Annotated in this window: 23 protein-coding genes; 19 read left to right on the plus strand and 4 right to left on the minus strand. The window is 61.0% G+C overall.

Going from position 1 to position 25,762, the window contains the following annotated elements; genetic code table 11:
- Positions 1 to 97: 97 nt before the first annotated feature.
- Positions 98 to 1,507, minus strand: coding sequence for a sugar nucleotide-binding protein (locus tag ACNAOT_RS11480; protein WP_420178121.1), 1,410 nt, complete (start codon positions 1,505 to 1,507; stop codon positions 98 to 100).
- Positions 1,508 to 1,510: 3 nt separating this feature from the next.
- Entirely contained in the window at positions 1,511 to 2,509 is a 999-nt protein-coding gene (rfbB, locus tag ACNAOT_RS11485; RefSeq protein WP_420178122.1) for a dTDP-glucose 4,6-dehydratase, read from the minus strand.
- A 53-nt stretch (positions 2,510 to 2,562) separates the two neighbouring features.
- On the opposite strand from rfbB, the gene rfbA reads away from it, so the two are divergent.
- Positions 2,563 to 3,429 (plus strand): glucose-1-phosphate thymidylyltransferase RfbA, encoded by an 867-nt coding sequence (gene rfbA / locus ACNAOT_RS11490; RefSeq protein ID WP_091470728.1) that lies wholly within the window; start codon positions 2,563 to 2,565, stop codon positions 3,427 to 3,429.
- Between the two features lie 7 nt (positions 3,430 to 3,436).
- Here the strand turns inward: rfbA and ACNAOT_RS11495 are convergent, their stop codons facing one another.
- Positions 3,437 to 4,369 carry an aldo/keto reductase gene (locus ACNAOT_RS11495; protein WP_420178123.1) on the minus strand — a complete coding sequence of 311 codons (933 nt, stop codon included), beginning with the start codon at positions 4,367 to 4,369 and terminating at the stop codon, positions 3,437 to 3,439.
- Positions 4,370 to 4,421: 52 nt separating this feature from the next.
- On the opposite strand from ACNAOT_RS11495, the gene ACNAOT_RS11500 reads away from it, so the two are divergent.
- A complete protein-coding gene (locus ACNAOT_RS11500) occupies positions 4,422 to 5,255 on the plus strand; it encodes an undecaprenyl-diphosphate phosphatase (RefSeq protein WP_091470731.1) in 834 nt (277 codons plus the stop codon).
- A gap of 15 nt (positions 5,256 to 5,270) precedes the next feature.
- The gene (mshC, locus tag ACNAOT_RS11505; protein WP_420178124.1) at positions 5,271 to 6,548 is read left to right on the plus strand and encodes a cysteine--1-D-myo-inosityl 2-amino-2-deoxy-alpha-D-glucopyranoside ligase; all 1,278 of its coding nucleotides are present in this window, start codon (positions 5,271 to 5,273) and stop codon (positions 6,546 to 6,548) included.
- Between the two features lie 73 nt (positions 6,549 to 6,621).
- Here mshC and ACNAOT_RS11510 read toward each other — a convergent pair whose 3' ends face one another.
- Positions 6,622 to 7,527 carry a PAC2 family protein gene (locus tag ACNAOT_RS11510; protein ID WP_054808090.1) on the minus strand — a complete coding sequence of 302 codons (906 nt, stop codon included), beginning with the start codon at positions 7,525 to 7,527 and terminating at the stop codon, positions 6,622 to 6,624.
- Positions 7,528 to 7,557: 30 nt separating this feature from the next.
- Here ACNAOT_RS11510 and ACNAOT_RS11515 point away from each other — a divergent pair, with 30 nt between their 5' ends.
- From ACNAOT_RS11515 to ACNAOT_RS11590, 16 genes are all read left to right on the plus strand, one after another.
- On the plus strand, positions 7,558 to 8,370 hold the full coding sequence (locus ACNAOT_RS11515; RefSeq protein ID WP_364305186.1) for an HAD family hydrolase: 813 nt from the start codon (positions 7,558 to 7,560) through the stop codon (positions 8,368 to 8,370).
- Positions 8,371 to 9,537, plus strand: a complete 1,167-nt coding sequence (locus ACNAOT_RS11520; RefSeq protein WP_420178125.1) for a site-2 protease family protein — start codon at positions 8,371 to 8,373, stop codon at positions 9,535 to 9,537.
- A gap of 117 nt (positions 9,538 to 9,654) precedes the next feature.
- Complete coding sequence (locus ACNAOT_RS11525) at positions 9,655 to 10,719, plus strand: tRNA (adenine-N1)-methyltransferase (RefSeq protein ID WP_420178126.1); 1,065 nt, start codon at positions 9,655 to 9,657, stop codon at positions 10,717 to 10,719.
- Positions 10,720 to 10,816: 97 nt separating this feature from the next.
- Complete coding sequence (arc, locus tag ACNAOT_RS11530; RefSeq protein WP_091470741.1) at positions 10,817 to 12,625, plus strand: proteasome ATPase; 1,809 nt, start codon at positions 10,817 to 10,819, stop codon at positions 12,623 to 12,625.
- Positions 12,626 to 12,675: 50 nt separating this feature from the next.
- Entirely contained in the window at positions 12,676 to 14,295 is a 1,620-nt protein-coding gene (dop, locus tag ACNAOT_RS11535; RefSeq protein ID WP_208295867.1) for a depupylase/deamidase Dop, read from the plus strand.
- A gap of 119 nt (positions 14,296 to 14,414) precedes the next feature.
- Entirely contained in the window at positions 14,415 to 14,618 is a 204-nt protein-coding gene (locus ACNAOT_RS11540; protein WP_017200952.1) for a ubiquitin-like protein Pup, read from the plus strand.
- A gap of 79 nt (positions 14,619 to 14,697) precedes the next feature.
- Positions 14,698 to 15,507, plus strand: coding sequence for a proteasome subunit beta (prcB, locus tag ACNAOT_RS11545; protein ID WP_420178127.1), 810 nt, complete (start codon positions 14,698 to 14,700; stop codon positions 15,505 to 15,507).
- A 1-nt stretch (position 15,508) separates the two neighbouring features.
- Positions 15,509 to 16,216, plus strand: coding sequence for a proteasome subunit alpha (gene prcA, locus ACNAOT_RS11550; RefSeq protein ID WP_091470746.1), 708 nt, complete (start codon positions 15,509 to 15,511; stop codon positions 16,214 to 16,216).
- Between the two features lies 1 nt (position 16,217).
- A complete protein-coding gene (gene pafA, locus ACNAOT_RS11555; protein ID WP_091470747.1) occupies positions 16,218 to 17,582 on the plus strand; it encodes a Pup--protein ligase in 1,365 nt (454 codons plus the stop codon).
- A 129-nt stretch (positions 17,583 to 17,711) separates the two neighbouring features.
- Positions 17,712 to 18,644, plus strand: a complete 933-nt coding sequence (locus tag ACNAOT_RS11560; RefSeq protein ID WP_420178128.1) for an FKBP-type peptidyl-prolyl cis-trans isomerase — start codon at positions 17,712 to 17,714, stop codon at positions 18,642 to 18,644.
- Positions 18,645 to 18,711: 67 nt separating this feature from the next.
- A complete protein-coding gene (locus tag ACNAOT_RS11565; RefSeq protein ID WP_017200957.1) occupies positions 18,712 to 19,107 on the plus strand; it encodes an FKBP-type peptidyl-prolyl cis-trans isomerase in 396 nt (131 codons plus the stop codon).
- 94 nt (positions 19,108 to 19,201) lie between these two features.
- Positions 19,202 to 21,220: a helix-turn-helix transcriptional regulator gene (locus ACNAOT_RS11570; RefSeq protein WP_420178129.1), complete on the plus strand. Its 2,019-nt coding sequence runs from the start codon at positions 19,202 to 19,204 to the stop codon at positions 21,218 to 21,220.
- Between the two features lie 9 nt (positions 21,221 to 21,229).
- Entirely contained in the window at positions 21,230 to 21,580 is a 351-nt protein-coding gene (locus tag ACNAOT_RS11575) for a hypothetical protein (protein ID WP_091470752.1), read from the plus strand.
- Between the two features lie 36 nt (positions 21,581 to 21,616).
- A complete protein-coding gene (gene tatA, locus ACNAOT_RS11580; protein WP_017200960.1) occupies positions 21,617 to 21,886 on the plus strand; it encodes a Sec-independent protein translocase subunit TatA in 270 nt (89 codons plus the stop codon).
- A gap of 6 nt (positions 21,887 to 21,892) precedes the next feature.
- Positions 21,893 to 22,729 (plus strand): twin-arginine translocase subunit TatC, encoded by an 837-nt coding sequence (gene tatC / locus ACNAOT_RS11585; protein ID WP_091470754.1) that lies wholly within the window; start codon positions 21,893 to 21,895, stop codon positions 22,727 to 22,729.
- 24 nt (positions 22,730 to 22,753) lie between these two features.
- Positions 22,754 to 25,729, plus strand: coding sequence for a DEAD/DEAH box helicase (locus tag ACNAOT_RS11590; RefSeq protein ID WP_420178130.1), 2,976 nt, complete (start codon positions 22,754 to 22,756; stop codon positions 25,727 to 25,729).
- Positions 25,730 to 25,762 lie beyond the last annotated feature (33 nt).

Raw genomic sequence — 25,762 nt, forward strand, 5'->3', positions numbered from 1 at the left:
ACCTGTGCCGCCATGTCAACATGTTCATTTGAGTTGTCTCCCGGCCTCCTGCAAAAGGCTGCCGTAGGCCTACTTTAGGACGTTTGACCGGTCTCCGCTAGAGCTGCAAGCCACTGAGGTACGCAGCCAGACGCTCCCTCGCATCGGGCGGATCAAATCCGGTAGCGCGGATTCTGCTCAGGTCCAGGACGCTGCTTGCTGGCCTCGGTGCAGTGTTGGGCTTCGCGTAGTCCGATGTACTTATGGGTTGCACAAGATCTGGATCGACGCCCTGCAAGCCGTAGATGTCGCGGGCCACCTCATACCAGGACTTGGCTTCACCGCTGTTGCTGAGGTTGTACGTCCCGTAGGGCGCCTTGCTTCGGAGCAGGTGATGAATGCCCTCCGCGATGTCAGCTGCGAAGCTCAACCGTCCCCGTTGGTCATCCACCACCGATGGCGAGGCCCCCTTGACGGCCAACGAAGCCATGGTTCGAACAAAGTTCTTTCCGTTGCCCACCACCCAGCTTGTCCTCACGATGTAGTGCTTCGGTAGTGTGCTCACAGCAAGATCACCGGCGGCCTTGCTTTGGCCATAGACACTCAGGGGAGTGGGAACCTCATCTTCGTGGTGCACCTCTGTTGTGCCATCGAAAACGTAGTCGCTGGATACATGGACCAGCGTGAGTGAATGCTCGACGGCGGTCCGCGCCAAGCGGGAAACGGCAGCGGAGTTGATGCTCCAGGCAGCTGCGCGGCCTTCCGGAGTCTCGGCGGCATCGACGGCGGTGAAAGCGGCTGCGTTGATGATCGTGGAGTAATTGCGCCAGTTGAGTGCCTCATAGGAGTCCTCTACGGTGATGTCGAACTGCGCCCGACTGGCGAAGTCCGCCGTGGCGTCGCCCGAGAAAGCATGCCGGAGGGCTGTACCCAACTGGCCGTCCGCTCCAAGGACCAGCGTCCGCCGCCCCTGCATGGGAACAACGTCACCCAACCGCGGATGCTTCCTGTCCTGTGCAGACACAATGGACTTCTCCAAGGGGATTGGCCACCGCACGGCTACTTCCTCATCGGCAAGGTTGAGGAACGTGTACTCCTTCTGTGCCTCCGCGCTCCAGTGATCGTTAACCAGGTACGTGTACGCCGTGTCGTCATCCAACGTTTGGAAGGCGTTGCCCACGCCACGGGGAACAAAAACGGCGTCCTGAGGAGTCAGCTCTGCGGTAAACAGTGTCCCGAAAGTCGGGCCGTCACGAAGGTCAACCCACGCGCCGAAGATCCGACCGGAGGCCAAGGAAACGAACTTGTCCCAGGGTTCAGCATGAATGCCCCGAACCGTACCGCGCGCTGCGTTGAAGGAAATGTTGTTCTGCACCGGACCGAAGTCAGGCAGCCCGGCATCCATCATCTTGGTCCTGTGCCAGTTCTCCTTGAACCATCCCCTGTCATCCCCGTGAACAGGCAGCTCAAACAGCAGCAGGCCAGGGATGGGCGTGGTCCTCGAACGTAGCTGCCGTCCCGGATCCACGCCTTAGTGCCCCTGTCCAGCGTATTTGGACTCCGTGGCTGCCTTCTGCGGCCGCCACCAGTGTTCGTTGTCCCTGTACCACTGCACTGTGTCAGCCAGCCCGGCGTCGAAGTCCGAATAACGGGGCGACCAACCGAGTTCGCGTCGAATCTTGCTTGAATCGATGGCGTAACGGAGATCGTGACCGGGCCGGTCGGTCACCAGGTCATAAGCATCGCGGGGCTGCCCCACGAGGGTAAGCAACATCTCAACTACCTCGCGGTTGGAACGTTCGCCGTCGGCGCCGATTAAGTAGGTTTCGCCCAAGCGGCCTCCTTCCAATATCGCCAGGATTGCGGACGAGTGGTCCTCCACGTGGATCCAGTCCCGGACGTTCCGCCCGTTGCCGTAAAGGCGGGGTCGGAAACCGTCAAGGATGTTGGTGATCTGCCGTGGAATGAACTTCTCCACATGCTGGTAAGGGCCGTAGTTGTTGGAACAATTACTGATGGTCGCCTTGAGGCCGAACGAGCGAACCCAGGCGCGCACCAACATGTCCGAGCCCGCTTTCGTTGCGGAATACGGACTTGTGGGGCGGTATGTGGAGTCTTCCGTGAACCGCTGAGGATCGTCCAAGGCCAGATCTCCGTACACCTCGTCCGTGGAGATGTGATGGAACCGGGTACCATGCTTTCGCGCCGCTTCGATGAGGGTGAATGTACCGAGCAGGTTAGTGTCCAGGAAAGGCCGGGGCTCCTCCAGCGAGTTGTCGTTGTGCGACTCGGCAGCAAAGTGGACAACCGCATCCACCGAGGATGTCAATACGTCCACCACGGCAGCATCGCAAATGTCACCCTCGAAAAATTCAAAACGGTCTGTGGGTAGTCCCGACAGCGATTCAATGTTGCCCGCATAAGTCAGTTTGTCCAGGACAGTGACATGGAGACGGGTGTGCTCCATGATGAAGTGAACGAAATTGCATCCGATGAATCCGGCCCCGCCGGTGACAAGGATTCTCTGCATGGCCATAGCGTAACCGTCGAATACGGCGATGTGCAGCGGGAGAGGACAGTTAGATGCGCGGAATTATTCTGGCCGGTGGAACAGGATCCCGGCTCCATCCCATTACGCTCGGAATAAGCAAGCAATTGGTACCCGTCTTCGACAAGCCAATGATCTACTACCCACTGTGCACCTTGATGCTTGCCGGCATCCGCGACATCCTTATCATCACGACACCAACGGATGGTCCTCAATTCGAAAACCTGTTGGGCAATGGTTCCCAATTCGGCATTAATTTGAGCTATGCCCGGCAGCCGACGCCGGACGGGCTTGCCCAGGCATTCATTCTGGGGGAGCAGCATATCGGTAGCGGCAAAGTGGCGCTGATCCTGGGCGACAACATTTTCAACGGCCCCGGCATGGGCAACCAGCTCCGACATTATGCCGATGTGGACGGTGGCGCCATCTTCGGGTACTGGGTCAAGGACCCGTCCGCCTACGGTGTGGTGGAGTTCGACGACCAAGGCATGGCCGTTTCCATCGAAGAAAAGCCCGCAGCGCCGAAAAGCAATTATGCCGTTCCTGGGCTTTACTTTTATGACAACAACGTGGTTGCCATGGCCAAGGAGCTGCAACCGTCTCCGCGGGGGGAACTGGAGATCACGGATATCAACAGGAAATATATGGACCTTGGCCGGTTGCATGTGCAGAAATTTCCGCGGGGAACCGCTTGGCTGGACACCGGTACCTTCAGCGACCTGAATGACGCCTCAAACTATGTCCGAACCACGGAAAACCGACAGGGATTGAAGATTGGCGCTCCGGAGGAGGTGGCTTGGCGGATGGGCTACCTGACGGATGACGAGCTCCGCCAGCAGGCTGCGAAGCTCGCCAAGAGCGGCTACGGCAGTTACCTTTTGGACATTCTGGACCGCCAGTAGGCTGAAATCACGCTGCTGAAACGTCCTCGAGAGCGCGCGCAATTTCAGCCGGCAGCGCCGTCAATTGGGCGTCCAGTACTTCCTTCAGCTGAACGGCGTTCCTGGGGCCGACGATTGCCGTGGCAACGCCGGGCCGGGAGAGCAACCAGCTGAGGGACACGTCCATCGGTGTCCGGCCAAGTCCGCGCGCGGCCATGGCCACGGCCTCCACCACACGGGATGGCCGCGACTCGAGATACGGCTCCACATAACCGGCCAACCGGCTCTGTGCGGCACGGGAATCGGCAGGAATCTGGCCACGGTATTTGCCGCTGAGTACTCCACGGCCCAGAGGCGCCCATGCCATCAGCCCCAGGCCGGCGTCTTCCACCGCAGGGATGAGTTCTTCCTCGGCTTTACGGTGGACGAGGGAGTATTCGGACTGGTTGGCCACGAGGGTGAAGCCGGCCACGGCCGCCGCCTTGGCTGTCTGCCAACCGTTGTAATTGGAGATACCCACATAGCGGGCACGTCCGCTCCGCTGGGCAAGTTCCAAAGCCGAAAGAGTCTCGTCCAAGGGAACATTCGGATCCCACTCGTGGGCGAACCAAATGTCAATGTAGTCGGTGCCAAGCCTGGCGAGGCTGGCATCAAGTGCGGAAAGCATTGCGCCGCGGGAAGCGTTGACGCTGCGCCTGGAGTCCGAGGACGACACGCCGGCTTTAGTGGAAATCACAATTTCGGAACGGGCCACGACGTCGCCCAGCATGGATCCCAACAAGGCTTCTGCCCGCCCTTGTGCGTAGGACGCTGCCGTGTCTACAACAGTGCCGCCAGCGGCAACGAATTCATGGAGCAGTTCAGCCGCGTCCTGCTCGTCGGTTTCCTGGGCCCAGGACATGGTGCCAAGGGATAAAGAGGACACGCGGAACCCGCTGTTTCCGACATAACGCTGCTGCATAGCAGTTAGCTTACGGGGAGTTTGCGGACTTCATGACGTAGGGTCTATTCACGTGAACTGGATAGAAGCAGCCTTGCTGGGCCTGGTGCAGGGCCTCACCGAATTCCTCCCGATTTCCTCGAGCGCACACCTGCGCATTGTCGGCTCGTTCCTTCCGAATGCCGCAGATCCGGGTGCAGCCTTCACGGCCATTACGCAGCTGGGAACTGAAACCGCTGTAATCGTCTACTTCTGGCGGGACATCGTCCGGATCGTCGGGGCTTGGTTCGGCTCCCTCACGGGCAAAGTCGAGCGCAACAATCCGGATGCCCGCATGGGTTGGCTGGTCATCCTGGGCAGCTTGCCCATCATCATCCTGGGCCTGCTGTTCCAGGACCAGATTGAGTCAGTGTTACGCAGTATGTGGATCGTTGCCACCATGCTGATCGTCTTCGGCATGATTCTCGCTGTCGCCGATGCCATCGGCCGGCAAGAGAGGGATCTCACGCAACTGAGCTATAAGCACGGCATCCTCTACGGCTTCGCGCAAGCCATGGCGTTGATCCCGGGCGTTTCCCGCTCCGGCGGCACCATCACAGCCGGCCTCCTCATGGGTTACACCCGTGAAGCAGCTGCCCGGTACTCCTTCCTCCTGGCCATACCCGCGGTGTTCGGCAGCGGCCTTTACCAGCTTTATAAGACGGTGACGAACGAGGGCCTTGCTGGCCCCTACGGTCTCCCGGAGACTGCCTTGGCCACGGTGATCGCTTTCGTGGTGGGTTACATCATCATTGGCTGGTTCCTGAAGTTTGTCTCCACCCGCAGTTACAGGCTCTTCGTTTGGTACCGCATCCTCCTGGGCCTGGCTTTGTATGTCCTGCTCGGTTTCAATGTCATCAGTGCCTAGCACTAAGGTTGAGTCGTGAAATCGTGGACCTCCCGCCCTGTTCCTGAGCTGCCCGGCAGCATGCCGCAACTACGGCTGTTCGACACAGCCATCGGCCGAGTGGTGGACGTCGAGAGACAGCCGGAACAGTCAATGTACGTCTGTGGCATCACGCCGTATGACGCTACCCACATGGGACACGCGGCCAGTTATGTGGCATTCGACCTCCTGAACCGTGCCTGGCGCGATGCCGGCGTCCGGGTGTCCTACGTCCAGAACGTCACGGACATCGATGATCCGCTCCTGGAGCGCGCCACGGCAACAGGCGTGGACTGGCGTGACTTGGCCCAGAGCCAGATCGACCTTTTCCAGACAGACATGGACGCCCTGAATGTCCTCGCGCCGAACCACTACATCGGCGCAGTCGAGGCGATCCCGGACATCGTGCCCGCCATCGAGCAGCTTATTGCCGACGGCATTGCTTATCGCGTTGCCGGTTCTGAAGGAGAGCCCGACGGCGATGTCTACTACGACGTCGAGACGGCGGGCAAGCGCTCCGACGCCACAGACGCCTGGACACTGGGCGATGTCTCCGGCCTCGGCGAAAAGGAAATGCTGGAGCTGTTCGCAGAGCGCGGTGGCGACCCCGCCAGGGCGGGCAAGCGCCATGCCCTCGATCCCTTGCTCTGGCGCGTTGCACGGGACGGCGAACCGAGCTGGCCCGGAGCTACCTTGGGCGATGGCCGGCCGGGTTGGCACATCGAATGTACGGTGATCGCGCAAAAGTACCTTCCCGCCCCCTTCACTGTTCAGGGCGGCGGCTCTGATCTGGTCTTCCCGCACCATGAAATGGGCGCAGGCCATGCCTACTCCTTGTCCGGCGTTCCGCTGGCGCGCCACTATTCACACGCCGGCATGGTGGGCTTGGACGGCGAGAAGATGAGCAAGTCCAAGGGCAACCTGGTACTTGTCTCAAAGCTGCGCGCTGCAGGGGAGGAGCCGGCGGCGATCCGCCTTGCCATCCTTGCCCACCACTACCGCTCGGACTGGTCCTGGACCGATGCGGAGTTCGCCGAAGCCAAGGACCGGCTCATACAGTGGCGTGCTGCCTTGGACTGCGCGCCGGCCGGATCCGCTGCAGGACTGATATCTGCCATGCGCGATGAACTTGCAAACGACCTCAACGCTCCTGGCGCAATCGCCGCCGTCGACTCTTGGGCGAAGGAAGCGATTCGCACTGCCGCTGAGAAGTCGGAGCAGGATACCGCCCTTGTTACCGACGCCATTGATGCTTTGCTCGGCGTTGAGCTCTAAGCTACCCAAGAAAACAAACAACGGCCCTGACATCCTGTCAGGGCCGTTGTTGGTTTTTGCCGGTACTGATCCCTTAGGGGCGCTCTTTACCGCGTCGCTTCAGGTACCGCTCAAACTCGCGGGCGATTGACTCACCGGACGCCTCCGGGAGATCGGCGGTGTCCTTCGCTTCTTCCAGTTGCCGCACATAGGCAGCAATTTCAGGGTCCTCCGTGGCGAGCTCGTCCACTCCACGCTCCCAAGCCTCCGATTCTTCAGCCAACGCCTGGCTGTCCAAAGGAACCTGCAGCAGATCCTCGATCCGGTGCAGGATCGCGAGCTGTGCCTTGGGGGAGGGCGGCTGGGCGACGTAATGCGGAACTGCTGCCCACAGGGAGACCGTGGGCAGCCCTGCCAGCATTGCGAACTCTGCGAGCACGCCCACTATGCCCACTGGCCCCTCGTACTGGGAAGCCTCCAGGTTGAGGCGCTCCCGCAGGGAACTGTCCTCGGTGGTGGTGCTAACCGGAATTGGACGGCTGTGGGGCACGTCGGCCAGCAGCGCGCCCACCAAAATCACGGAGTCCACCTTGAGCGCTTCGGCATGGACCAGTAATTCGGTGGTGTAGGCGCGCCAGCGGTAGGAAGGTTCGGTACCGAGCACGAGGACCACGTCAACGTTGCTGTCCGGAACTTCAGCCTTGTAAATCCGGGTCGACGGCCATTTCACCTTCCGGGCACCTGAGGACGTGCGACGCACGGTGGGCCGCGTGAACTGGAAGTCGTAGTACTCCTCGGCATCCACAGTGGCAACCTTCTTGCCATCCCAGAGCTTGTTCAAGTAGTGCAGGGCATCGCTAGCGGCCTCTCCGGCGTCATTCCAGCCCTCAAACGCGGCGAGCATTACCGTGACACGTTGGCCGTCCGCGGGTTCCTTAAGGAAACGCTCGGGCTCCGCGGTGATGTCCTGTCCTTCGGGGGTCCCGTCCACACTGTTCATCCACTCACCCTACGTCCAAGACCCTCGTGGATGCATGGCATTTCACGCCGAAGCGTGTCCGGGATTCGCCCACAGCGCAACGGACGAACGGCCGCCCGCCAGGTTCCACGTAGACTGGAAACCATGCATTCGTTACCCAGCCAGCCCCTCCTCAAAGCCGTGCTCTGGGATATGGATGGCACACTCGTGGACACGGAACCTTACTGGATCGCTGCGGAGCGCGCGCTGGTGGAATCCCACGGCGGCACATGGTCCCACCAGCAGGCAATGCAATTGGTGGGACAGTCCCTGCTTCACTCGGCAGCCGTCCTGCAGGCCGCGGGCGTCAGGCTCGAAGCCCGTGACATCGTGGACACGCTGAGCGCACAAGTCATCGAGCAGGTCCGTAAAGAAGTCCCATGGCGGCCCGGGGCACGCGAACTGCTGGATGAACTCCACTTGGCGGGCATCCGCTGCGCCCTGGTGACAATGTCGGAGGGTCCTTTGGCCGGAGTGGTGGTGGAGAGCCTTCCCAAGCCCTACTTCGAGTTCATGGTGACAGGTGACACCGTCACCAACGGGAAGCCGCACCCGGAGGCCTACCTCACCGCCGTGGAACGCCTCAGGTTGAACGACCCGTCCGTCACCATCGACCACTGCGTCGCCTTGGAGGACTCCATCCCAGGTGCCACTGCCGCTATCGCTTCGGGTGTGGTCACAGTGGGAATTCCCCATCAGGTTCCCCTCCCGGAGGACCCCCGGATGATCACGTGGCCCACGTTGGTGGGCCGTACCGCAATCGATCTACAGCAGCTCGTGGCGGACCGTTTCGCCGCAGCCAACCTGTTTGAAGGGGCCAACTAGGTGAGCAGCCCCTCCACACAGCAACACCCGCAAACCAAAAAGAGGGACGGCATTCCCCTCGGACGAATCGCCGGCATTCCCGTCTACCTTGCGTATTCGTGGTTTGTCATCGCGGCCTTTACGGTGTTCGTTTACGGGCCGGTGTTGATGGACTACATGCCCTATCTGAATAACTGGGCCTACCTTGTGGCGCTGTGCATTGCCCTGCTGCTCGCCATTTCCGTCCTGATCCATGAACTTGCACATGCGCTCAGCGCAAAGGCCTTCAAATGGCCGACCGAGAAGATCGTTCTGAATCTTTGGGGTGGACACACTCAATTCGAGAACTTCACGGCTTCGCCGGGGAAGTCCGTCATCGTCGCCCTGGCTGGGCCTGTTTCCAACTTCGTCGTCGCCGGGGTCATGTGGGCAGTAATGTCCGCCGACTTGCTCAGCGGAGTGTCGGCGACCCTGGGTGACATCCTGATGAGGGCAAACCTCTTGATCGGCATCTTCAACATACTTCCCGGGATGCCACTGGATGGCGGGCGTTTGGTGGAGTCTGCTGTATGGAAAGCGACCGGTAGCCAGGACAAGGGCACCATTGCCGCAGGGTGGTCCGGGCGCATCATCGTTGTGGTGCTGGTCATTTGGTTTATTGGCCTGCCCTTGATCAGCGGCGCTTGGCCGGATCTCACCTTCATTGTGATTACCGTGTTGGTGTGCGGCTTCCTCTGGATGGGCGCCTCGAGCTCCATCCACCATGCAAAGCTCCGCAGTCGCCTGTACCTGGTAAGTGCCGCGGGGTTGGCTGAGCCCGCAGTGGGCGTGCCGAACTCGGCCTCAGTGGCAGACGTCCTGGACATCTCACCCGCCGGAAGTCCCGCCGTCGTGATTTGCGGTCCCGACGGCAAACCGCAGGGAGTTGTGGATTTCGGCGCAACGCTCGCTGTTCCAGCCGCAGCTGCCACGACGACGCCTGTCACCGCAGTGGCGCATGCCCTGGCCGCCGGGGCGTACGTCCCCGAATGGTCCAAGGGGCAGGAACTGATCCAGTACTTGGCGCGCCTGGAGGGCGGCGAATACGCTGTGGTTGATCACAACGGAATCGTCACCGGGCTGCTCCGCCAGCAGGCCGTAGTGACGGCCATAACAGGTAAGGAAGCACGCAAGAGCGGGCGGGCCTGACTGCCTTGCCGGTAGAGTTACATGCCGGCGGTTATACAAAACAGACCCATTGAATTTTTGGCGCCCACCAGCCGGTTACACACCGCGGCCCAGCCGTACAGGAGCGAGGAACACCACATGAGCAGCGAAACCGCCGCCCCCGCAGCAACCACAGGCACTGACGAGCCCGGTACCGGCTCAACAGTCCAGCCGACGGGCGCTGCACGACGCCGCGGGCCTTTCCGTGTGGGCGAGCGGGTCCAGCTCACGGACGAGCGTGGGCGCATGAACACCATCACCTTGGAAGTGGGCGGCGCCTTCCATACGCACCGCGGCTTCTTGAACCACGATGAAATCATCGGCAAGGTGGATGGCTCGGTGGTTAGCAACAACGTCGGCCAGCAGTATCAGACCTTGCGGCCGCTGCTCTCTGACTTCGTTCTGTCCATGCCCCGTGGTGCCGCTGTGGTTTATCCCAAAGATGCAGGCCAGATCGTCACCATGGCCGATATCTTCCCGGGCGCGCGGGTTGTGGAAGCCGGCGTTGGCTCCGGCGCACTCTCCATCTCCCTGCTGCGCGCAGTCGGCGACGGCGGCTACCTCCACTCCTTCGAGCGTCGCGAAGAGTTCGCGGACATCGCCAGGGGAAACGTTGAGACCATCTTCGGTGGACCGCACCCCGCGTGGCAGATCTCCCTGGGAGATTTCCAGGAAGAGGTAGTCAAGGCCGAGGCCCCGGGGTCCGTGGACCGGGTGGTGCTGGACATGCTTGCGCCGTGGGAGTGCTTGGACGCGGTTGCTACTGTCCTGGCTCCAGGCGGTGTCTGGATCAACTACGTAGCAACAGTCACCCAGTTGTCCCGCACTGCCGAAGCCATCCGCGCTGACGGCCGCTTCACCGAGCCGGACGCTTGGGAATCGATGGTTCGTGGCTGGCACCTCGAGGGCCTTGCTGTCCGTCCGGACCACCGGATGGTCGCCCACACCGGATTCCTGCTGGTCACCCGCCGTCTTGCTGAGGGCGTCACGGGAATTTCCGTGAAGCGCCGCCCTTCCAAGACCGAATTCAGCGAAGAGGACCTCAACGCCTGGACCCCTGCAGCAGTGGGGGAGCGTTCCGTCTCGGACAAGAAGCTGCGCCGTGCAGCACGTGATGCCATCGCCGGGACCAACGTTCAGGATGATCCCTCAGTCACAAACTGACAAAGGTCACAATAGGGTTCGCATTCCGGATGTCACCCAGCACCCTGAGCTTTTCGGGACTAAGGTCTTGTTAAGCGCAGGAAGGGGCTGATGAATCGTGGATACGTCAAACAACGACCTTGGACGGCCGACGCCGGAAGAAGCAAACGACGCAGCGGAGAATACGGCAAGCCGGGGGCTTGGCGTTGTTCAACCGCCGGAGACCTCGAGTGAGCTGACTGTTGCCGAACGGCAAATCAACATCCTCCGGGACAAGCTTCGCCACATCGACCGCCAGTTGGCAGCCGCGACCCAGAACAACGGCAAACTGGTCAGCATGCTGGAAACGGCGAAGGCTGAAATTCTTCGTTTGAAGGGCGCCCTGGAGCAGGAGGGCCAGCCTCCTTACAGCTTTGGTACCGTGGTGCAGATCAACCCACGGAAGCAGCCGTCAGCCGGCAGTTCGGGGCAGGCAGCCACCGAAGAGTCCGTGGATATCTTCAACTCCGGCCGCAAGATGCGCGTGGGAGTCAGCCCGCTCGTCAACCTCAACCAGCTCGCTGTAGGACAGGAAGTCCTGCTGAACGAGGCACTCCTGGTAGTGGCTGGCCTCGGTTACGAACGCGCCGGCGAACTGGTCACTCTTAAGGAAATGCTGGGCAAGGACCGGGCACTGGTGGTGGGCCGCGCCGACGAAGAGCGTGTAGTCAGGCTGTCCGGGGCACTCCAAAGTGTTCATTTGAAAGTGGGCGACGCGTTGTCGCTCGATTCAAGGACCGGCTACGCGCTGGAGAAGGTCCCGCGCGCCGAGGTGGAGAACCTCGTCCTCGAAGAAGTTCCGGACATCACCTACCAGGACATCGGTGGGCTTGGCCCGCAGATCGAGCAGATCCGCGACGCCGTGGAGCTGCCGTTCCTCCATCCGGACCTCTACCGTGAGCATGGCCTGAAGGCCCCCAAGGGCATCTTGCTCTACGGCCCTCCGGGCTGCGGTAAAACCCTGATTGCCAAGGCAGTAGCGAATTCCCTCGCTGCCCGGGCTGCGGAACGTGCGGGCAACACCGATCTCAAGAGCTACTTCCTGAACATCAAGGGTCCGGAGCTCCTTGACAAGTACGTGGGTGAGACCGAGCGCCACATCCGGCTGATCTTCTCGCGTGCCCGTGAAAAGGCTTCAGATGGCAGCCCCGTGGTGGTCTTCTTCGATGAAATGGACTCACTGTTCCGCACCCGCGGTACCGGGGTATCGTCCGACGTCGAAACCACCATCGTGCCGCAGCTTCTCAGTGAGATCGATGGTGTGGAGCGCCTGGACAACGTGATCGTGATTGGGGCCTCAAACCGTGAGGACATGATCGATCCCGCAATCCTTCGTCCCGGTCGCCTTGACGTGAAGGTCAAGATTCAACGACCCGACGCCGAGGCCGCAGCCGACATCTTCGCAAAGTACATCACCACTGACCTGCCCTTCCACCCTCAGGATTTGGCTGAATACGGCGGCGACGTGCAGGCCACCGTGGACGCCATGGTCCAGCGCACCGTGGAGGCCATGTACTCCACGGAGAAGTCCAACGAGTACCTCGAGGTCACCTACGCCAACGGCGACACCGAAATGCTGTACTTCAAGGACTTCAACTCCGGCGCCGTGGTCCAGAATGTGGTGGATCGGGCCAAGAAGTACGCCATCAAGGATTTGCTGACCAGCCACCAAAAAGGTCTTCGGATCGATCACCTGCTTCGGGCCGTGGTGGATGAGTTCCGTGAGCATGAGGACATGCCCAACACCACAAACCCCGATGACTGGGCACGAATTTCGGGCAAGAAGGGCGAAAGGATCACCTACATCCGGACCATCGTTCAGGGCAAGGCAGGCCAGGAGCCTGGCAAGTCCATCGAAACCACCGCCAACACAGGTCAGTACCTGTGACAGCAAGGCCCGAGGGTTCACCCGGAGAGAAGCTTCCCGCAGGCGGCGCCATGCGCGTCATGGGCTCGGAAACTGAATATGGGATCCATGCACCGTCAGCGCCGGGAGCTAACGCGACCATGATGTCCGCCAGGATCATCCAGGCGTATGCAACTGTTACCCGGCAACGTGCGGCCGGCGGCGCGGAGACACGGTGGGACTATACGGACGAGGAACCGCTGCACGACGCCCGCGGTTGGACAGTGGATAGGTCAACGGCGGATCCCAGCCAGCTGACGGACCAGCCGCCAGTGCTCGACGCCGAAGCGGTCGCCTTGGCCTATGGCCGACAGGAGTTGGAACTGGACGGCGCTGACGAGTCCGGTTCCCTCCTGATGAACATGGTCCTCGGCAATGGTGCCCGCCTTTACGTCGATCATGCGCACCCTGAGTACTCCAGTCCGGAGGTCACCAACCCACGGGATGCCGTGGCCTGGGATGCCGCCGGTGACCTGGTGGCGTTGGCTACCGTCAGGAAGGTCGCGTCCGATACAGGGCTTCCTCCGATCAACCTCTACAAGAACAACACCGACAACAAATCTGTGTCCTATGGCTCGCATGAGAACTACCTCATGCCCCGTTCGGTGCCCTTCGGGGACATCATCCGTGGATTGACTCCCTTCTTCGTTTCGCGCCAAGTCATCTGCGGTGCGGGCCGGGTGGGGATGGGACAGGACAGCTCAACGCCTGGCTACCAGATCAGCCAACGGGCTGACTTCTTTGAGGCAGAGGTGGGGCTGGAGACCACCATCCGGCGCCCCATCATCAACACGAGGGACGAGCCACACGCCACAGCGGACAAGTACCGCCGCCTCCACGTAATCATTGGGGACGCCAACCTCAGCCAGGCCTCAAATTTCCTGAAGTTCGGAACCACTGCCATGGTCCTGAGTCTCATTGAGGCGGGACAGGCTCCGAGGATCGAAGTTCATGAGCCTGTCCAGGCCCTCCAAGCCGTCAGCCACGACACCACCTTGGCTGTCACAGTAAGGCTCCTCGACGGGAGACGCGTGACAGCTCTCGATCTCCAGTGGATGTATTTCGAGGCCGCCGCCAAACTGGCCCAGGAGACAGGGGTAGCGGATTCAGTCACTGGAGACGGCCATACGCATCAGGTTTTGTCCCATTGGGAGTCCACGTTGACAACTCTCGGTACAGATCCTGATGCTGCTGCCTCGTCGGTTGAGTGGGTGGCCAAAAAATCGCTGCTTGAAGGTTACCGAAACCGAGACGGACTGGCGTGGGACGATGCCCGCCTGGGCTTGGTGGATCTTCAATGGTCCGATATTCGGCCCGAGAAAGGCCTCTACTACAGGTTGCTTTCCAGGGACAGGATGAGGCGTATTGTCGACGACGGCGACATCACCCGGGCGGTCACCGAACCGCCGTCGGACACCCGGGCCTACTTCCGCGGCCGGTGCGTTTCCAGCTTCGGCAAGGACGTTGTCGGCGCCAGCTGGGACTCGGTGATCTTCGATGTTCCAGGGCTGGGAAAACTGCAACGGGTACCCACGCGTGAGCCTTTGAGGGGCACACAGGCTTTGACCGGTGCGCTCTTTGACCGCCACACGGATGCTGCTTCATTCCTGGCCGAATTGCTGGGTCAAAAACCACCGCCAGCGAGGAGTTGACGGATGAACGCCACAGGACTATTCGTGCCGGGTCAAAGCCGTCCGCAGCACCGGTCCGCGTGGCAATATTGCATTAGGAAGTCTCCGTCTTCAGGAGACTGACAGTAGGGAGAAAGAAAATGGCAGCACAGGAGCAGCAACAACCGCAGTCACGGGACACCGAGACCGAAGTCGACGTACCGGAGGCACCACCGGCAGCACCCGAGGCACAGGCTTCGGAAGCGACGCAGGGTGTGGATGACCTCCTCGACGAAATCGACGGCGTTCTCGAGTCGAACGCTGAAGAGTTCGTGAGGGCGTTTGTCCAAAAGGGCGGCCAGTAGGCGGACCCGCCAGAGGATGTACTGCCCGGCCGGCGTGAGGCCGCCGGGCATCGGAATGCAGAGTCGAAGGAGTGCAGCAATGCAGGACCCATCAAACGGCCCCCTGGCCACCCAGGCAACGTCTTCTTTCACGGAGCATCTTCAACGCTCGCGTCCCGAACTCCTTCCCTTCACTCAATCGTTACCCGCCGGTATGGTCCCGGCCTCGCCGCACGCCACCACGATCGTGGCCTTGACGTACGCCGGTGGTGTGCTGATGGCCGGGGATCGCCGCGCCACCATGGGCAACATCATCGCCAGCCGGCACATCGAGAAGGTATTTCCGGCGGACCAGTATTCAGTCCTCGGCATTGCCGGAACTGCCGGCTTGGCCATCGACATCACACGGCTTTTCCAAGTGGAACTGGAGCACTACGAAAAGATCGAGGGAACGCTCCTCAGCCTCGTCGGCAAGGCCAACCGATTGGGCGCCATGATCCGCGGAAACCTGCCCATGGCAATGCAAGGCATGGCAGTCGTTCCACTGTTTGCCGGCTTCGACCACGTCTCCGGCGTGGGCCGCTTGTTCTCCTACGACGTCACAGGCGGCCGCTACGAAGAACAGGAGCATCACTCCGTTGGTTCCGGTTCCGTATTCGCGCGGGGAGCCCTGAAGAAACTGTGGAAACCTAACCTGTCAGAAGAGAACGCCGTGGCAGTGGCTGTTGAGGCCCTCTACGATGCCGCCGATGACGACTCCGCCACCGGCGGTCCTGACCCTGTCCGGCAACTATGGCCGGTGGTGTACACCGTCGACCGTTCCGGCAACCGGCGCGTCCCTGAACGGGACCTGGCCGCGATAGCCGGCGCCATTGTCGAATCGCGGGCCGCAGCAGGAAGGGAGGCCTGACATGACACAGCAGTTCTATGTCTCTCCCGAACAGCTGATGAAGGACCGTGCGGACTTCGCACGGAAGGGCATCGCCCGCGGACGTTCTGTAGTGGTCATCAGCTGCGCCGACGGCATCGCGCTGATCGCCGAAAACCCTTCACCCTCGTTGCACAAAATCGGTGAAATTTACGACAAAATTGCCTTCGCTGCGGTCGGCAAGTACAACGAATTTGAAAGCCTCAGGCAAGCCGGCGTCCGCTACGCCGATGTCCGTGGCTATTCCTATGATCGCGAGGACGTGACCGCGCGCGGCCTTGCCAGCGTTTATGCACAAAGCCTTGGAGCTGTGTTCACGGCCGAGCAGAAGCCGTTCGAAGTGGAGTTGGCGGTAGCCGAGGTTGGCGTTACCCAGGAACAGGACCACCTGTACCGGCTCACCTTCGATGGATCAATCGCCGATGAGAACGGCTTCGTTGTCATGGGCGGGCTTGCCGACCAAATTTCCGACGTCGTCAACGGGGCTTGGGAGCCGGAGCTCAGCTTGGCGGGGGCCATGCAATTGGCCCTGCGCGCCTTGGCCACGAACAAGGAAGTTGAAGAACTGCCCGCCACTGCCGTCGAAGCCGCCGTGCTCTACCGTGCTTCGGAAAGCAACCGCGGATCCCGCCGGGCGTTCCGGCGGTTGTTGCCGGATGACATGACCCGGTTGCTCACAGAGGAGAGCTGAGATGGATAAACGGATTTTTGGCATCGAAACGGAATTTGGAATCTCTTATTCCAGTCCGGATTCACGCCCGCTGGCTCCCGAGGAAGTTGCACGGTACCTGTTCCGCAAGGTGGTCAGTTGGGGGAGGTCCTCCAACGTATTCCTCACCAACGGTTCCCGTCTTTACCTTGATGTGGGCTCGCACCCTGAGTACGCCACGGCCGAGTGCGACGACCTTGCCCAGCTCATCGCCCATGACCGGGCGGGCGAACTTATCCTGGACGACCTGGTGGATGAGGCCCAGGCCAGGCTCGCGGCAGAGGGTTTCAATGGCACGGTCTACCTCTTCAAGAACAACACTGATTCGGCCGGGAACTCCTACGGCAGCCACGAGAACTACCTCATACCGAGGCGCGGGGAATTCTCCCGCCTGGCCGAGATCCTGATTCCCTTCTTGGTTACCCGGCAGTTGATCGCCGGGGCCGGCAAGGTATTGAAGACCCCGCATGGCGCCACGTTCGCTTTCTCCCAGCGCGCTGACCATATCTGGGAAGGCGTGTCTTCGGCCACCACCCGGTCCAGGCCCATTATCAACACACGCGATGAGCCGCATGCGGACGCGGAGTTCTACCGCCGCCTCCACGTGATCGTGGGCGACTCCAACATGTCTGAGACGTCCGCGCTGCTCAAGGTAGGCACTGTGGACCTCATCCTCCGCATGATTGAGGCGGGCGTCATCATGCGGGACATGCGCATGGAGAACCCGATCCGCAGCATCCGCGAAATTTCCCACGACCTTACGGGTCGCGCACTGGTTCGGTTGGCCAATGGACGGCAACTCACTGCCCTTGATATTCAGCGGGAGTACCTCAACAAGGTGACAGACTTCGTGGCCACCAACGGCGCGCACAACGCCCACGTACCGCTCATCCTGGACTTGTGGGAGCGGACCTTGAATGCCATCGAGAGCGGTGACACCAGCACCATCGACACCGAAGTGGATTGGGCTATCAAGAAAAAGCTCATGGACGGCTACATGCGCCGCCATGACCTCAGCCTGGATTCACCCCGTATTGCCCAATTGGACCTCACGTACCATGACATTTCGCGGCAACGCGGCATCTTTTTCCTCCTGCAGGCGCGCGGCGCAGCACGCAGGCTGGTTACGGAAACCGACGTCAAGGATGCCGTGGACGCACCACCCCAGACGACTCGCGCAAAGCTCCGCGGAGACTTTGTGCGGAGGGCGCAGGAGCTTGGCCGCGATTACACAGTGGACTGGGTACACCTGAAACTCAACGATCGCGCCCACCAAACGATCCTGTGCAAGGATCCTTTCCGGAGCGTGGACGAACGAGTGGATGCACTCCTGGACTCAATGGGCTGACGCGCTCTTTAAGCTGGCTCCCAGCTTCACGGGCTATTCTGGATAGTGGTCTCTTCCCGAGATACACCTTGCTTGGATGCGCTACGCGCCTTTCCGAGTGTCCCTTTGCCCCGACGAAAGTGTCTTTTTGTGCGCCGACTCCTAGCAATACTTCTTCCCGCCCTCCTGCTCATTACCGCCTGCGGTGGGGAAAGCACTCCGGCCGCTGAGCCCACCAGCAAGTCTGTTGGGGACGTCTCCAAGCTTGACTCCCTGAAGGTGACGGACAACGGCAATGACAAAGCGCCCGCCCTTGATTTCTCCAAGCCGCTGGCGGTGACGGGACCCACCGTCAAGGTCGTCAGCGAAGGTGACGGAGAGCCCGTCAAAATGGGTCAAATCGCCGAACTGGTGTTCGTCGCAGTGGATGGCACTGATGGCAAGACGCTGGAGGACGGTTACACCAAAGGACCCCAGCCGATCGAGCTCTCCGAGCAGATGAAAACCGGCAATGAGCTGATCTTCGACGCCATCATCGGCGCCAAAGTTGGCAGCCATGTAGCTATCGCCGCTCCGGGCAACTCCTCTGCAACGGCACCTGCGTCCACACAACTGGTGGTATTCAAGATCGCCTCCGCCAAGGACGCCCCCGGCCTGTTGAGCAAGGAAGAAACTGAGCAGCTGGACAAAGACGGCAAGCTTCCCAAGGTGACCTTTGACGACAAGGGCGTACCTTCCGTGGACATCCCCAAGACTGATGTGCCTGCCGGTCTTTCAGTCAAGGTCCTGTCCGAGGGCACCGGCGAGGAGTTGACAAGCTCTGACACGATCGATGCCAACTACAGTGGCTGGCGCTGGGAAGACAGCACCAAGTTCGATTCCACCTATGACCGCGGGGAGGCCGCTACCTTTGGCCTGAACCAGGTCATCAAGGGCTGGACGCTTGGCCTCACAGGCCAAAAGGTGGGTTCCAAGGTTCTTCTGACGATTCCGACGGATCTCGCGTATGGCCCGAACGCCGCTGCCCAGGGCAAACCTGCCGGCCCGCTGGTCTTCGTCGTAGAGATCACCGGCAAAAAGTAGATCCCAACCAGGTTCTGGCTATGCTGGTTCCTGAAAACTTCTCCGTCCCTTTCACTTAGGAGCAACCATGTCATTTGGTCAGCGTGACTTCGACCGCACCAAGCCCGAAATCGACTTCCCTGAAGGCGACGTCCCCACGGACCTCGTTATCACGGACCTCATTGAGGGCACCGGCCCCGAGGCCAAGGCCGGCGACACTGTGTCCACCCACTACGTCGGCGTCGCCTGGTCCACCGGCGAAGAATTCGACGCTTCCTGGGGCCGTGGCGCTCCGCTGGACTTCCGTGTGGGCGTCGGCCAGGTCATCCAGGGATGGGACCAGGGCCTTCTGGGCATGAAGGTGGGCGGCCGTCGTCGCCTGGAGATCCCGTCGGAGCTCGCCTACGGCTCACGTGGCGCTGGTGGAGCAATCAAGCCCAACGAGGCCTTGATCTTCGTGGTCGACCTCGTGGCTGTTCGCTAGGACTCTGGCGTTCGCAAGGCGCGTTACCCTCCGGTTTTGCCGGTCGGTGACGCGCCTTGCTGCTTTCCCGCTGGTTTTTAGTAACGTAGCAACCGTGTCCGCATCCCGCACTGAACGTCTCCTGAACCTTCTCCTGGCTTTGCTCAATACCAAAGTGGGCCTTCCACGTGCCGTGCTGCGCGAAAAGGTCTACCACGATTCAGCGGACAATGATGTCGCTTTTGGACGGATGTTCGAGCGCGACAAAGTGGATCTGAAGCAGTTTGGCTTCGAGATCGAGACCTTGATGGACCCGCGCAACTTCGGTGCGGACGACCCCGCCTCGACACGCTACCGGATCGGCAAGGACTCCAACCGGCTTCCTGATGTGAGCCTGACGACTGCGGAGAGCACTGTGCTTCTGCTGGCGGCTCAGCTGTGGGAACGCGCTGCCCTGGGAGCAGCGGCTGCCAACGCCGTTCGCAAGCTGCAGGCCGCAGGAGGCTTCACGGATGTTGACCTGCCTGCGGGCGTCCAACCCAGGATCAAACCTGCCGGACAAGCCTTCGACGACGTCGTTGCGGCCATGCACGGCAAGCATCCTGTCCGCTTCGGCTACCTCGCGGTCAGTACCGGCCGGGAAGAAGTCCGCGAAGTCGAGCCATGGGGGTTGGGCAGCCGCTTTGGTCAGTGGTACCTCGCTGGCTGGGATCGGGGGAGAGGGGCCAAAAGGCTCTTCAGGCTCTCACGGATGACTACCGCAGTGACCGTTGTAACCACGAGCAGTTTCCAACCACCGGAGGGCTTCAGCGCCCGGGCCGAGTTGGACGCACTCAATGAACTGCCCGTCCAACAAGCCATTCTGGACGTCGATAAGGACAGGCTGCTTGCCTTGCGCAAAAGGGCCGTGTCCGTCGAGGCAGCCCCGGATGCCAGCAGTCGTGACCGCATCACCGTGGATTTCCGGGATCCTGAGCAGCTGGCCGAAGAGCTGGCCTCCTACGGCCCCCATATCAAGGTGGCTGGACCCACAGAGCTGCGCACCGCCGTCGTACGCCGCCTCAAGGCTGCCGCTGACTTTGATGACTCTCCGCCAATACTCATTGAATTTCCCGAAGCGGGCCGTGCTCCGCGGGCGCGCAAACGCACCTCTGAAGACCAACTCGCCAGGATGCTGCAACTGGTTCCTTTCCTGGTTCACCACCAAGGCCTGCATATCCAGCAGGTGGCCGATCACTTTGACATCAGCCGCAAGGCACTGATCGATGACCTGAAGATCCTGATCTGTTCGGGGCTGCCCGAGGGATACCCTGACGACCTCCTCGACATCCAATGGGAAAACGATCACGTCTACATCTCCGAGCACCTCGATTTGAACCGTCCAGTGCGTTTCAGTGAAGACGAAGCGGCTGCGTTGCTGACCGGCCTGGCCATGCTAGGCGATCTGCCGGCACTGGCAGGAATGCTTGAGGATGAGTCGGGGAGCGCCCTGGAATCCGTGACCATCAAGCTGACAGGCGCTGCCGGGCAGGCCGCACGATTGGCCGGCTCAGTCTCCGGACAGTCGGTGGCGCCGGAACAGTCGCAAGCTTTCGCCGCAATAACCCGCGCAATCCGTGAGGGGCAGCAACTGCGACTCAGGTACTTCTCACTGCAACGCGACGAAGTGACCGAACGTGACGTGGACCCGCTGCGGCTCTACTCGCTGGACAATACGTGGTACTTCGAGGCGTACTGCCACAGCAAGGCCGGAATCAGGAACTTCCGGCTGGACCGGGTAGAAGCGTTGGAGGCCAACGGCCGCGCCGTGTCCATGCCGGCAACGGCAGGGCAGGATTTTCCGGCCCGGCTGTTCACGCCCAGCGACGATGACGTGCTGGTTGTCCTCCAACTGACCCGTCAGGGAGCCGGATTGGCTGACGACTACTACGCCGAACGCACCGCTCAACTGCCCGACGGCGGTCTGGTCGCCGAAGTTCGGTTCGGCAACGCCGAGTGGCTTCCGATGTTCGTTTCGCAGCATGGAGGCAGCGTTCGGATCCTCGAACCCGGGCACCTTCAGCAGGAAAGCCGCGCGTGGGTCGACGCGGCCCTCGCGCAATACAACTCACCTTCCACCACGAAGGCTGGCTAGACTACTCAGATGCCTTGGTGGTTCTGGATCCTGTTGTGGATCGCGCTTATAGCCCTGTCGTTGCTCTTTCACCTGACTTTGGGCTATCGCCTGTACAAGAAATTCATGTCAACTGTTCATGATTTAGGTGCCGCGGGTAAACGTTTCAGCAACCTTGCTCCTTCCCAGGAAACCTCCGACGTTGAAACCGCCGAACCACGGCCCGCGCCGGGGTCCGCAATTTTTGCCTCACCGGAACAGATGCGTCATGATTACCTGACGGCCAAAGCCTTCCGTCAGGAAGTTCGTCGTCAACGACGCGTCAAGCGCAAAGCCGAGCGGGGTCAACCCCAATCCCTGCACGACATTGAATTCAGATAGACGTAGGATGTATCCAAAAGGAAAGGACCTCCCCACATGAGGCTCGAAGGCTGGCATCTCATCATCATCATCGTCCTGGCTCTGGTGCTCTTTGCAGCGCCGAAGCTGCCGTCCATGGCGCGCAGCATTGGGCAGTCGATGCGCATTTTCAAGTCTGAGGTCCGCGAAATGAAGAAGGATGGTTCTTCCGAAGCCAAGGACTCCCAGGACGCTTCCGACGCCGTGGAAGGCAAAGTAGTGGGCCACCCGGACGTCAAGGCCAAGAACAACGGCGAGACTGACGTACCGCCCTCCAACCGCGTCTAAAGAGAAGTGGTAGAGACGAAGGGGCGCAAGGCCAACCCCGAAGCCCGGATGGCGCTCCTGGACCACCTCAAGGAGCTGCGAAACCGGCTCTTCAAGGCTGCAATCGGCGTCATCCTGGGAACAGTGGTGGGCTTCATCGTCTACCAGCCTCTCCTGGAGGCGCTGATCAAGCCGATCAAGGACCTCAACGAAAAAGAGGGACGCGCTGCCACGCTGAACTTTGATGGCGTCGCCAGTTCGTTCGACCTCATGGTCCAAGTGTCGGTCTTTCTTGGCGTGATCCTGTCAAGCCCGGTCTGGATTTACCAGCTGTGGGCCTTCATCGTTCCGGGCCTCCACAAGAAGGAACGGCGCCTGGCATTGTCCTTCGTGGCAGCAGCCGTACCGCTCTTCATCGGCGGTGTCCTGCTTGCCTGGCTGGTGTTGCCTAACGCTGTTCGCGTCCTGACCGACTTCACTCCGGTGGGCGGCTCAAACTTCATCAGCGCCGAAATCTATCTGGCCTTCGTCCTTCGGCTCCTCTTGGCCTTCGGAATCGCCTTCCTCGTCCCCGTGGTGCTGGTGGGATTGAACCTAGCCGGACTCATAAAGGGCAAGCAGCTCATCAAGAGTTGGCGAATCACCATTTTCCTGGTGTGCCTGTTCGCTGCGATGGCCGCTCCTGGCGCTGACGCCATGAGCATGTTCTACCTCGCAGCGCCCATGCTGCTCCTGTTCTTCGCGGCGATCGGTGTCTGCGTCCTGAATGACCGCCGCCGTGAGCGCCGTGCCATCAAGCGGGCGGCTGAGACTGAAGCCACTGCAGACATCGCAACCCCGGCAACGGATCTGGAGAATCTCTAGACCTTGGGCCACTAGGCTTGATGCATGTCCTCCATTTCCGGGTCTTCATCTCCATCAGACCGTTACCAGGCGGCAGCCCAGCGTGCGGCTGAGTCGAAAACTTATCTGGGCGCCTTCGCACGTTCCCTGGACTTTGAACTGGACGACTTCCAACGTGAGGCGTGCAGGTCCCTCCAGGAGGGTCGCGGCGTTCTCGTGGCGGCCCCCACCGGTGCTGGTAAGACGATAGTTGGCGAGTTCGCCATCTACCTGGCTTTGGAACGCGGACTCAAGGCTTTTTACACCACTCCCATCAAGGCCTTGAGCAACCAGAAATACTCTGAACTGGCGGCAAAATACGGGTCGGCCAACGTCGGATTGCTTACGGGTGACACCACTATTAACGGCGAAGCTCCCGTAGTGGTAATGACCACCGAAGTTCTTAGGAACATGCTTTACGCCGACTCCGAAACCCTTGGCGATCTTGGGTTTGTGGTGATGGACGAAGTTCATTACCTGGCCGACCGCTTCCGTGGTGCCGTGTGGGAAGAAGTCATCATCCACTTGCCCAGCGAAGTGCAGGTTGCCTCGCTGAGTGCCACGGTTTCCAACGCGGAAGAGTTCGGCGCCTGGCTGGATACCGTGAGGGGCGATACCGACGTCATTGTCTCCGAACACCGTCCCGTACCGCTTTGGCAGCACGTCATGGTGGGCCGTGAAATAGTGGATCTCTTTGCCGGTGACACAACGTTCGACGAAATTGCGCCCCAAGCCCCGGGAATGCAGGAAACCGAAGCACCGGACCTTTCCGAGGCCCATGAGGTGGTGGCCGAGCCTGTCACCGCTGACCACCGGCGCGCCTCAGCCAAGCGCTCGTCTGCAGACACAGTCCGCCAAGCAGTCACCGGCCCCGAGTTCGAGGTCAATCCGGACCTGTTGGCCATGGCCCGCTCCGAGAGCCGGATGAACATGAACGGCCGGTTCGGCCACGGTGGCCGGAGTCGGCGTCGTCAGGACCGTTATCGCGATGAGCGGCAGCAATCCGAGCAGCGCAGTCCCGTGCGGAAAGCCAGCCGTCCGCAAGTCATTGAGAGCCTCAGGCGTCAGGATCTCCTGCCTGCCATCACCTTCATCTTCTCCAGAGCCGGCTGTGACGCCGCCGTCGCTCAGTGCGCAGCATCGGGACTTTGGCTGACCACCGAACGCGAACAGCAGATCATTGCCCAGCGGGTGGACGAGGCGAGCCACGAAATTCCGGCGGACGACCTCGACGTCCTCGGATTCTGGGGTTGGCGCGACGGTCTCATCAGGGGCTTTGCTGCCCACCACGCAGGCATGCTTCCCACGTTCAAGGAAGTGGTGGAGAAGCTCTTTGCCGACGGACTTGTCAAGGCAGTCTTCGCCACCGAAACGCTGGCTCTTGGCGTCAATATGCCCGCACGCTGCGTCGTGCTTGAAAAACTGGAAAAGTTCAACGGCGAAGCGCACGTCAACATTACGGCGGGGGAGTACACCCAACTCACTGGTCGCGCCGGACGTCGTGGCATCGACGTCGAAGGCCATGCCGTTGTGCTGTGGCAGCCGGGAACTGATCCGGCTGCCGTAGCCGGCCTTGCCTCCCGACGCACCTACCCCCTGAACTCCAGTTTCAGGCCTACGTACAACATGAGCATCAATCTGATTGCCCAGTTCGGACGCGTCCGGGCCCGTGAAATCCTGGAATCCTCGTTTGCCCAGTTCCAAGCTGACCGCTCCGTGGTAGGCCTTGCCCGGCAGGTGCGGGGGCGCGAAGAATCGCTGGCGGGCTATGCCAAGTCCATGCAGTGCCACCTGGGTGACTTCACCGAGTACTCAAAGCTCCGGCGCGAACTCAGCGACGCCGAGAATTTCGCCGCCCGCGACCATCAGCGGGCCCGTAAATCCCATATAGCGGATTCCCTCGCGCGCCTGATCCCCGGTGACGTCATCAGCATCTACAGCGGCCGGCTCGCAGGACATGCCGTTGTGCTGGAGGTGGACCGCAACGCCAGGGAACCAAGGCCCTCCGTTCTTACCTCTGATAACCAGCTGCGGCGCATCGGTGTCCACGACCTCGACGGTCCGGTATCGCCGGTGACGCGTATCCGGATTCCCAAGTCCTTCAATGCCAAGGTCCCCAAATCCCGCCGGGACCTCGCTTCGTCGATGCGGCATGCCATCAGTGAGGACGCACCCCACAGCCGTCGCAACAGCAGGCACGAAGATTTTGGCCTCGGGGCGCGCCTGCCGGATCAGGAGAAGAAGATCGCGGACCTTCGGCGGGCCCTGCGGGCTCATCCGTGCCATGGCTGCAGCGAACGTGAAGACCATGCACGGTGGTCGGAGCGTTGGTGGAAGTTGCGCAGGGAGACCGATGGGTTGGTCAGGCAGATCCAAGGCAGGACGAATACCATCGCCAAGACTTTCGACCGCGTCTGCGATGTCCTGTCTGTCTACGGTTACCTGGAAACCAACGACGCCGGACATGTCACCATCAGCCTCGACGGGCAGCGGCTTCGGCGGATCTACGGTGAGAAGGACCTGCTCATATCCCAGACTGTGCGGCGCGGTGCCATCAACGACCTCGACGCCGCCGAACTGGCCTCGCTTGCCAGCACCTTGGTTTACCAAGCCAAACGGGAAGACCGCGGCCTTCGGCCCAGGATGCCCAGCGTTGCCCTGGAATCAGCCATAGACATCGTCATCCGCGAATGGTCCCAGCTGGAGGATACCGAGGAACGCAACAGGCTGCCATTGACCGGCGAACCGGAACTCGGCCTGATGTGGCCCATGTACAAGTGGGCCAAGGGACGCCATCTTCAGGACGTGCTCAGCGGAACCGACCTCGCCGCCGGCGACTTTGTGCGCTGGGCCAAGCAAGTGGTGGACCTCCTCGACCAGCTGGCCAAGATCCCTCAACTCGACCCACGCTTGGCCCGCATTTGCCGCGAGTCCATCGACTTGGTGCGACGCGGCGTCGTTGCCTACTCAACAGTGGCTTAGCGCCCCTACTCTCATTGAATGTTTTCAACGCTC

Source organism: Paenarthrobacter sp. TA1.8 (genome assembly GCF_048595705.1).
Classification (GTDB): Bacteria; Actinomycetota; Actinomycetes; order Actinomycetales; family Micrococcaceae; genus Arthrobacter; species Arthrobacter nitroguajacolicus.